This window comes from Aquamicrobium ahrensii (assembly GCF_040545755.1).
GTDB classification, from domain to species: domain Bacteria; phylum Pseudomonadota; class Alphaproteobacteria; order Rhizobiales; family Rhizobiaceae; genus Mesorhizobium; species Mesorhizobium ahrensii.
The window spans coordinates 90439-98897 of record NZ_JBEPMN010000013.1; the positions used below are offsets into that span (position 1 = coordinate 90439).

6 protein-coding genes and 1 tRNA gene are annotated in these 8459 nt (G+C 61.0%); 2 read left to right on the top strand and 5 right to left on the bottom strand.

Annotated features, from left to right (window positions below; translation table 11 throughout):
- Window positions 1-5: 5 nt before the first annotated feature.
- The gene (locus tag ABID44_RS14945; RefSeq protein WP_354152507.1) at window positions 6-1526 is read right to left on the bottom strand and encodes a phosphomannomutase/phosphoglucomutase; all 1521 of its coding nucleotides are present in this window, start codon (window positions 1524-1526) and stop codon (window positions 6-8) included.
- Between the two features lie 184 nt (window positions 1527-1710).
- On the opposite strand from ABID44_RS14945, the gene ABID44_RS14950 reads away from it, so the two are divergent.
- Window positions 1711-1787: transfer RNA gene (locus tag ABID44_RS14950), tRNA-Pro, on the top strand.
- A 127-nt stretch (window positions 1788-1914) separates the two neighbouring features.
- On the opposite strand, the gene ABID44_RS14955 is transcribed toward ABID44_RS14950, so the two are convergent.
- The 4 genes from ABID44_RS14955 to slyA form a co-directional block, all read right to left on the bottom strand.
- Window positions 1915-2520, bottom strand: coding sequence for a L,D-transpeptidase (locus ABID44_RS14955; protein ID WP_354152508.1), 606 nt, complete (start codon window positions 2518-2520; stop codon window positions 1915-1917).
- Between the two features lie 401 nt (window positions 2521-2921).
- Complete coding sequence (locus tag ABID44_RS14960) at window positions 2922-4478, bottom strand: DHA2 family efflux MFS transporter permease subunit (protein WP_354152509.1); 1557 nt, start codon at window positions 4476-4478, stop codon at window positions 2922-2924.
- The gene (locus ABID44_RS14965) at window positions 4465-5652 is read right to left on the bottom strand and encodes an HlyD family secretion protein (RefSeq protein ID WP_354152510.1); all 1188 of its coding nucleotides are present in this window, start codon (window positions 5650-5652) and stop codon (window positions 4465-4467) included. Before ABID44_RS14965 ends, ABID44_RS14960 begins: the two co-directional genes overlap by 14 nt.
- Window positions 5645-6082, bottom strand: coding sequence for a transcriptional regulator SlyA (slyA, locus tag ABID44_RS14970; RefSeq protein WP_354152511.1), 438 nt, complete (start codon window positions 6080-6082; stop codon window positions 5645-5647). Before slyA ends, ABID44_RS14965 begins: the two co-directional genes overlap by 8 nt.
- 218 nt (window positions 6083-6300) lie before the next feature.
- Between slyA and ABID44_RS14975 the strand changes: the two genes are divergently transcribed.
- On the top strand, window positions 6301-8370 hold the full coding sequence (locus tag ABID44_RS14975) for a TonB-dependent receptor plug domain-containing protein (RefSeq protein WP_354152512.1): 2070 nt from the start codon (window positions 6301-6303) through the stop codon (window positions 8368-8370).
- Window positions 8371-8459 lie beyond the last annotated feature (89 nt).

The window sequence follows — 8459 nt, forward strand, 5'->3', positions numbered from 1 at the left end:
GTCACTCAGAAAGTCTGGTTATAGGGGCCGACTTCCGGGCTGCGCCGCAGCACGGCGTCCAGCGCCTCGAACATCTCGCGCCGCCGCTCCGAGGAGATCGGGCTTTCCACCACGACGACCAGTTCCGGCTTGTTGGACGAAGCGCGGATCAGCCCCCAGGTGCCGTCCCCAGCCACCACGCGCACGCCGTTCACCGTTACCAGATCGACGATTTCCTGCCCGGCGAAGCGCTCGCCGGCGGCCTTCATGCGCTCGAAATCGGCCAGCACGCGCTCGACCACACCGTATTTCAGTTCGTCGTCGCAATGCGGCGACATGGTCGGCGTGCCATAGGTGACCGGCAGTTCGCGATAGAGATCGGCCATCGTGTTGTCCGGATTGCGGTCGAGCATGCCGCACACGGCAATCGCCGTCACCAGCCCGTCGTCATAGCCGCGCCCGATCGGCGGGTTGAAGAAGAAATGGCCGGATTTCTCAAAGCCGGCGATGGCCCCGAGTTCGGCCACCCGCCGCTTGATGTAGGAATGACCGGTCTTCCAGTAATCCGTGGTAGCCCCTTGCGCCTGCAATTGCGGATCGGTCTTGAACAGGCCGGTCGATTTCACGTCGACGACAAAGGTCGAACCCGGATGCAGCCGCGAAATGTCGCGCGCCAGCATCACGCCCACCTTGTCGGCGAAGATCTCATTGCCTTCATTGTCGACCACGCCGCAGCGGTCGCCATCGCCATCGAAGCCGAGGCCGACATCGGCCCCCGTCTCCAGCACCTTGTCGCGGATAGCATGCAGCATCTGCATGTCTTCCGGATTCGGATTGTAGCGCGGGAAGCTGTGATCCAGTTCCACATCGAGCGGTATCACCTCGCAGCCGATGCGCTCAAGCGCTTCGGGCGCGAACGCCCCGGCGGTGCCATTGCCGCAGGCCGCCACCACCTTGAGCTTGCGACCGATCGCCTTGCCCTCGACCAGATCATCGAGATAGGTCTCGCGAAAGCCTCCCACGAATTCGTAGGACCCGCCGCCGACGAGATCGAAGTCGCCGCCCAGAACGATGTTCTTCAGCGCCGTCATCTCGTCCGGGCCGAAGGTCAGCGGGCGCTGGGCGCCCATCTTTACGCCGGTCCAGCCGTTTTCATTATGCGAGGCGGTCACCATGGCGACTGAAGGCGTGTCGAGCGCGAACTGCGCGAAATAGGCCATGGGCGAAAGGGCGAGGCCAATATCCTTCACCTTCGCGCCCGCCGCCATCAGGCCCGAAACCAGCGCCAGCTTGATCCCCAGGGAATACTCCCGGAAATCGTGCCCCGTCACGATCTCGGGGCCGATGCCCATGCGCCGGATCAGCGTGGCCAGCCCCATGCCCAGCGCCTGCACGCCGATGAGGTTCAGTTCCGGTTCCTTTTCTGAGCCCGGACGGCCGAACCACCAGCGCGCGTCATATTCGCGAAAACCGGTAGGCCTGATCAACGCCGCGGTCTCGAACTCGAACGTGTTCGGCCGCGCCTGCTCCACAATGGTCAGCTTCACTTGAGAGGCTCCCCGCACCTTCATATGCAATCCTGCCAGTTTGCCTAGCAGCAAAGCCTTTAAAGGGGGTTATCCTCTCACCTTCTCGCCTCTTGCACAAACAATCGTCACAAACCCGCAAGTTGTCGTGCCTTTGACGCTTGCAGGATTGAAATCGCAGCGCTATAAGCCCGGCCACTGGTCACGGAGTGTAGCGCAGCCTGGTAGCGCACATCGTTCGGGACGATGGGGTCGCAGGTTCAAATCCTGCCACTCCGACCAGTTGAAAAATCCCGAGAATTTCAATTCATCTTTATGAATCAAGGCGCTCACTCAAACGCGATGCGAGCTGGGCGCTGTAAGCCACGCCTTCGCCTCACGCAGGGTTCGGCTCGTTCAAGGCATGTAATCAAGCCTGGATGACGACCACTTTCGTACCCGGCTGGACGCGCGCGTAAAGATCGATCACGTCGTGATTGAGCATGCGGATGCAGCCGCTGGAAACCGCCTTGCCGATGGTGCCAGGCTGATTGGTGCCGTGGATACGGAACATCGTATCGCGCCCATCCCTGTAGAGATACAGCGCTCGCGCGCCCAGGGGGTTGTTCGGTCCGCCCGGCACACCGCCGGCATATCGCCGGTTACGGGGATCGCGGCGCATCATGTTCGCTGTCGGTGTCCAGCTCGGCCATTCGGCCGTTCGGCCGACGGTTGCATTGCCCCGCAGCGCCAGACCTTCACGGCCGACCCCGATGCCGTAGCGGATCGCCCGGCCGTTGCCGAGGACGTAATACAGCCGGCGCTCCGGCGTATTCACCACGATGGTCCCGGCAGACTCGCCGCCGCTATAGGCGACCTCGGTGCGGCGCAATTCCGGCTTGATCTCGGATGCAGGTATCGCCGGCAGCGGAAAGCGCTCGCCCTGGATGGCTCCGTAGTTGGCATATTGGGAGGTCGTGCACCCGGCCATAAACAATGGCAGCCCAATAATAAAACCTCTGCGGGAAATTGACATCGACCCGTCCGAATTCAGTTTATCTGCCTGAATTGATTAGGTCGCTATGGTTAACAAATGATTGCTGCGAGGCGGCAGCAGATATCGTTTGTCGAAGCGTCGGACCAAACAGTCTGCGCGGTTTGTCGGATTATTCCAATGCTCGATCAAAGTGTCAGAGCCCGTGCATCCAACTGGACGCACGGGCTGTGATGTGTGACTGCCGGGGTGCCCAAGCCCAACCACCCCGACAGCCGGCCCTCTCTGCATCGGGCCGCCGGCAAGGCCGGCATAGCAGGCGACGCATATCTCATGCCATGCGATATTGCGCCAATTTGAAACAGAATCTTTCCTCCGACGAGCTATCGGGCGAACCTGCCGGCTCAAATCGGGCCACGCCGTTTCCTATCAGGATCGGGAAGTTAAATGCCGCGGGGCTTGCGATGCGCGCGATGCAACATCCATGTCGGGACCAGCGCGATCAGAAACACCAGCGTAACGATCAGGAAGCCATCGTGGAATGCCAGCGTGTTGGCCTGAATGGCGATGACCTGCCCCAGAAACTGTATCGCGGCCGGAAGTTGCTGATAGTCCGGCAGACCGCTGGCCTTCGCCAAACCTGCGACGGTCTGGAGCAAATCCATGGTGGCGGGGTTGTGGCTCGTCTGCGTCGCCGTCAACGCGTCGGAATGGTAGACGGTGCGGCGTTCCAGAAAGACCGCCAGAAGATTGACGCCAAAAGCGCCGCCAAGCTGGCGGATGAAATTGATCGCGCCCGATCCCTGCGCCACCAGTTCGCGCGGCAGCACCTTCAGGGAGCCGGCGGTCAGCGACGGGAAAAGCAGGCCAAGCCCGATCCGGGAAATCACGGTCCACCAGGCAAGGGTCCAGAAGGCGGTGTCGACGCTGACCGACGCCGTCAGCCATGACGACCACGCGAAGATCAACATTCCCGCCCCGATCAGGTAACCGGCGGGCACCTTGTCCGACAGCCGCCCCGCAATGGGGAAGATCACCACCAGAACGAACCCGGAGGGCATCAGCATCAGGCCGGCCTGCGTCGGGGTAAGCCCCTGAATCGTCTGCACAAAAAGCGGCACCAGGTAGGTCGAGCCGAAAAGGCCTGCACCCATGATGAAGGCGACCAGCGAGGCTGAGGAAAAAGGCAGGTTGGCGAACAAGCGAAGATCCAGCATGGGCTTGCCCGTCGTCATTTCCCACCAGATGAAGCCGGCCAGCGCCGCCACGGCAATGGCGAACTGAAACAGGATCGGGTCCGACGACCAGCCGAGGCGCTGGGCATTGGTCAGCGCATTGAGCAGCGTTGCGAGGAACATGCACAGCAACACCATGCCGCCCCAGTCGAAGGCGGGACGCGGGCCGCCATCTTTTCGCCCCGGCAGAAAAAGATTGGCCAGCAAGATGCCTACAATGGCGAACGGAATGCCCAGATAGAAGACGTAGCGCCAGGTGAAGGCGTCGATCAGCAGACCGCCGATCCACGGCCCGAGGGCCGGCGCAAGCACCACGCCGATGCCGAAAATTCCCATGGCCGCGCCGCGCTGGTCTGGCGGAAAGACCTGGAAGAGAAGGATCATCGCAAGCGGCTGCACCACGCCCGCGGCCGCCCCCTGAATGACGCGCGCAATCGTCAGCACGGTCTCGTTCGGCGCGATGCCCCCCAGCACCGATCCCGCCATGAAGATGACCAGCGCTCCCACCATCGTGGCGCGCTGGCCAAAGGCCCGATCGGCCCAATCGGTCACCAGCATGGTTGCCGTCATGGCCGCGAGAAAGCCTGTGGAGAGCCATTGCGCCTGCACCTGGCTGATGCCGAACGCACCCATGACATCCGGAATGGCGACGTTGACGATGGTCGTTGAAAGCACAACCGCAATCGTCGCGACCATCACCGTACCGGTGGCGAACCACCGGTAGGAAGGCCCATAGCGGTCAAAAAGACCTTCAATTGACGACATCGACGCTCACTTCCACCATCATGCCCGGCCGCAACAGCCCGTCCCGCTGGTCGATCTCGATCCGGATCGGCAGGCGCTGGGTAATCTTGGTGAAATTGCCGCTCGGGTTCGGGCTCGGCAGCAGCGCAAACTGGCTGGTCGCCGCTTCGCCAATGCGGGTCACCTTGCCCTCGACCTTGAGCTGCGGGTAGGCGTCGACGGTGACGGCAGCCGGCGCGCCGAGCTTCAGCCGCGCGAAATCGGTCTCCTTCACGTTCGCATCCACCCAGATCACGTTCGGATCATGGTAGATGAGAAGCCGCGTGCCGGGCCCGACATATTCGCCCGCCTCGATAAAGGTGCTGTCGATGACGCCATCGAAGCCGGCCCGTATCTCTCGCTTGCGCAGATCGACTTCCTTCTGGCCGCGCTCGGCCGCCAGCGCCGCCTTCTGGCTTTCCAGAACGGCGATCTGGCGGTCAAGCACGGCAATCTGTGCTTCGTCGGCCTTTGCGACGTCCAGATTGGCCTTGGCGGCGGATATGGCGGCCGCCGCCGATTTTTCCTGCTCCGTGGCGGTGGAGAGCGCCGCCTGCGCCTCTTCCAGCACCTGCTCGGATGTGACCTTGCTGCTGGCGAGCCGGTTCACGCGTTCGAAACGGCTGTGGGCGTTCACGAGACCAGCTTCGCTGGCGCGATGATTGGCTTCGGCCGCGGTCAGTTGCGCTTCGCCAGCGGCCAGCTTCGCCACCACCTGGGTGCGCACCATATCCTGCTGCGCACGCAACTGCGCCTGCTGGGCGCTCACGCCGCCAATCTGCGCATCGAGCGCGGCAAGTTCGAGTTTGGCGTTCTCGCTGTCGATCGAGGCGAGCAGGTCGCCCTTCTTCACCTGATCGCCTGCAATCACATCGATGGAGGCGACGCGACCGCTGACCTCGCTGCCGACCGTGACCAGGTTGGCTGCGATGCGCGAATCGTTGATTGCGACATGGGTCCAACGGTGCGACAGCCATGGCCACGCCACCAGCGTCGCCGCAACCAGCGCCACGATCAGCAGGCCCAGCTTTGCCCTGCCCCCACCGATCCGCCCGCGAGCCCTTCCCGGTGGCGCGGCCGGCGGAACGGTCGGCGTCGCCTTGTGTCCGGCCTCCGCCACATCTTTGTCCTTGCGCAGTTCCACAACCTTATCCACGGACGCCTGACTCCAAACGATCTGCAATGATTTTCAAAAGCTCGCGCGCCCGTTCCAATTCTTCGGCAGGCACGCCTTCCAACAATTCCTGTCGCAGGCCGGCTGCAATGCGGCCGATCTCGGCAATCACCGGCCCCGCTCCTTCGGCCAGCTCGATCAGCTTGACGCGCCTGTCGGCCTCGCAAGCACGACGCTGGACAAGAGCTTGCCGTTCGAGATTGTCGAGAACGCGCACCAATGTGGGCCCCTCGACGCCGATGATGTCCGCCAGCTCGCGCTGTGATACCGGCGCACCCATCCGGGAAAGGTGCAAAAGCACCATCCACCGCGCCTGCGTGAGATCAAGATGGCGCAGCCTCTCATCGATGCGCTTGCGCCATTGCCGGCTCACACGAGCCAGTTCGACGGCGAACAGTTCGCCAGCGTCCATTTGAATGCACTCCTATTAAGTAGGATGCTATCGATATAGAGAAACGTCTTTCCACTCGCAATGGTTTCGCCGACGAAAATCCGCCGTTTCATGCGGCGCAGTCAAATACCCTTGCGTCAGCTCTCGATATGTTTTTATGAATATAACAGATCGATTCCATTAAATAGAATTTCCCATGAAATCATGGCCATAGTTTTTGTTAGTTTGGGGGAATAAAATTGCGATATATCCTGATTGGGTTAGCGACGACGGCGCTAGCCACCATCCTGTCCGCCCAGAACGGTCTGGCGCAGACAGCGGAAAATGAGATTTCCGAGGCCCGGCTTAATGAAAAGGACAAGAAACCTCGCGCCAAAAAGGCCGATGAGGACGTCTTCGTTCTGGGGCGCATCAACGTCTACGGCGATCGGCAAATTGGCGGGACCAGCGGTCAGGCGGTCTCGCAAAGCGTGGTTTCCGCCGAGGATATACGCGGCCAGAACCGCAACACGCTGGATGACGCATTGCGCACTGTTCCGGGTGTCGAATCCTCGAATTTCGGCGGCCAGCGCAACGAGCGCATGGTCTATATACGCGGCTTCGACCGTTGGCAGGCGCCCTTGTCGATCGACGGCGTGCGCATCTACCTGCCGGCTGACAACAGGCTGGACTACGGTCGCTTTCTGACGCCTGACCTTGCAGAGATCCAGATCCACAAAGGGTATGTGTCGGTGCTTGACGGACCGGGCGGCATGGGCGGGGCAATCAATCTGGTCACGCGCAAGCCCACCAGGGAACTGGAAGGCGAAGTCCGCGCCGGCTTCGATCTTGGCAACACCGGTGACATGGCGGGTTACACCCTGTCCGGCTCGGTAGGCACGAAACAGGAGATGTTCTATCTTCAGGCCAGCGGCGCAATCCGCGACAGCGATGGATGGTTCCTCTCGCGCAACTATGAACCCAGCTATTTCGGCGGAACGCCCACGCAGGAGTCGGGCAAGCGCGACTTCAGCGATGTCAACGACTGGCGCGGAAATGTGAAATTCGGTTTCACACCGAACGAAACAGACGAATACGTGATCAGCTATACGCGTCAGGAAGGCAGCAAGGGCGCACCGTACAATGTCCGGCAGGCTCTTGGTTCCCAACAGAACTGGAAATGGCCAGAGTGGGACATCGCATCGACATCCTTCAATTCGCACACACAGGTCGGCGACGATTCCTATGTGAAAACCAAGGTCTACTACAATACCTTCGACAATCTGCTGGCCATGTACGACGACAGCACGTTCACGTCGCAGGCCGGCAGCGGGGAAAACAGCTATTACAACGACTATGCCTATGGCTTCAGTATGGAAGGGGGAACCGAGCTGATCCCCATGAATACGCTGAAAGCCGCCCTGCATTTCCGCAAGGACGTCCACAGGCGCTGGAACCATCGCAATCCGGGCGCGGCTGGAACGCCCGACATCTCCCCGCTGCAACGCCGGATTGAAGACACCTGGTCCATAGCTGCCGAAAACACCTTCCATGCGACCGACACGATAGATCTGGTGGGAGGCGTCAGCTACGACTGGTATGACACGAAGCGCGCTGAAAATTTCGACGGAAGCACCTTGGGGGAATATCCGTTGTTCAGCAACCACGCCCTGAACTGGCAGACGGCGGCCATCTGGCGACCAAACGCCGAAACGGAATTCCACGCCAGCATTTCGTCGCGCACCCGCTTCCCGAACCTGTTCGAGCGCTACAGCACACGCTTCAATACAAATCTTCCGAACCCCGACCTGGGGCCGGAGCGCGCCACCAATTATGAGATCGGCGGCACTGGCGCAATTCTCGATGGACGTGCCCGCATTGGCGGCGCCATCTTTTACAGTGATGTCGGAGATGCCATCCAATCTGTGAGAATCGCCACCCCGCCCGGAGAAACGGGTCAATTCAGCCAGTTCCAGAATATCGGAAAGGCGACCTATTACGGCTTCGAGGTATCGGGTGAGTGGGATGTTCTTCCCGAACTTACGCTAGGCGGCAACTACACCTACCTGAAGAGCAAGTATGAAGATCCCGGCCGGCCAGATCTCAAGCCTGTGGGCCGCCCCGAGCACGTCGCCTATCTCTACGCACACTGGACCCCGGTTGAAGCGCTCACCGTCACGCCCAGCATCGAGCTTTCCAGCCATCGCTGGTCGACAAACAACAGGGAATTGGCCTTCTTCCGGGTTCCGGGATTTGGGCTCGCCAACATAAACGCCGAATATCGCTTCAACGAGCAGACCTCGTTCACGGCTGGCGTCCGCAACATCTGAGGTGGTCCCGGTTTCCGAGACAGGGGCATAAGGTGGATCGACCGATGAAAAGGACGATCCAGCATGAAGACACGCAGACGGTTCTCGGC

Bases quoted from the DNA above. Each gene is read 5' to 3' on its own strand.
- slyA (WP_354152511.1), bottom strand. From the start codon at position 6,082: ATGGACGCTGGCGAACTGTTCGCCGTCGAACTGGCTCGTGTGAGCCGG.
- ABID44_RS14960 (WP_354152509.1), bottom strand. From the start codon at position 4,478: ATGTCGTCAATTGAAGGTCTTTTTGACCGCTATGGGCCTTCCTACCGG.
- ABID44_RS14955 (WP_354152508.1), bottom strand. From the start codon at position 2,520: ATGTCAATTTCCCGCAGAGGTTTTATTATTGGGCTGCCATTGTTTATG.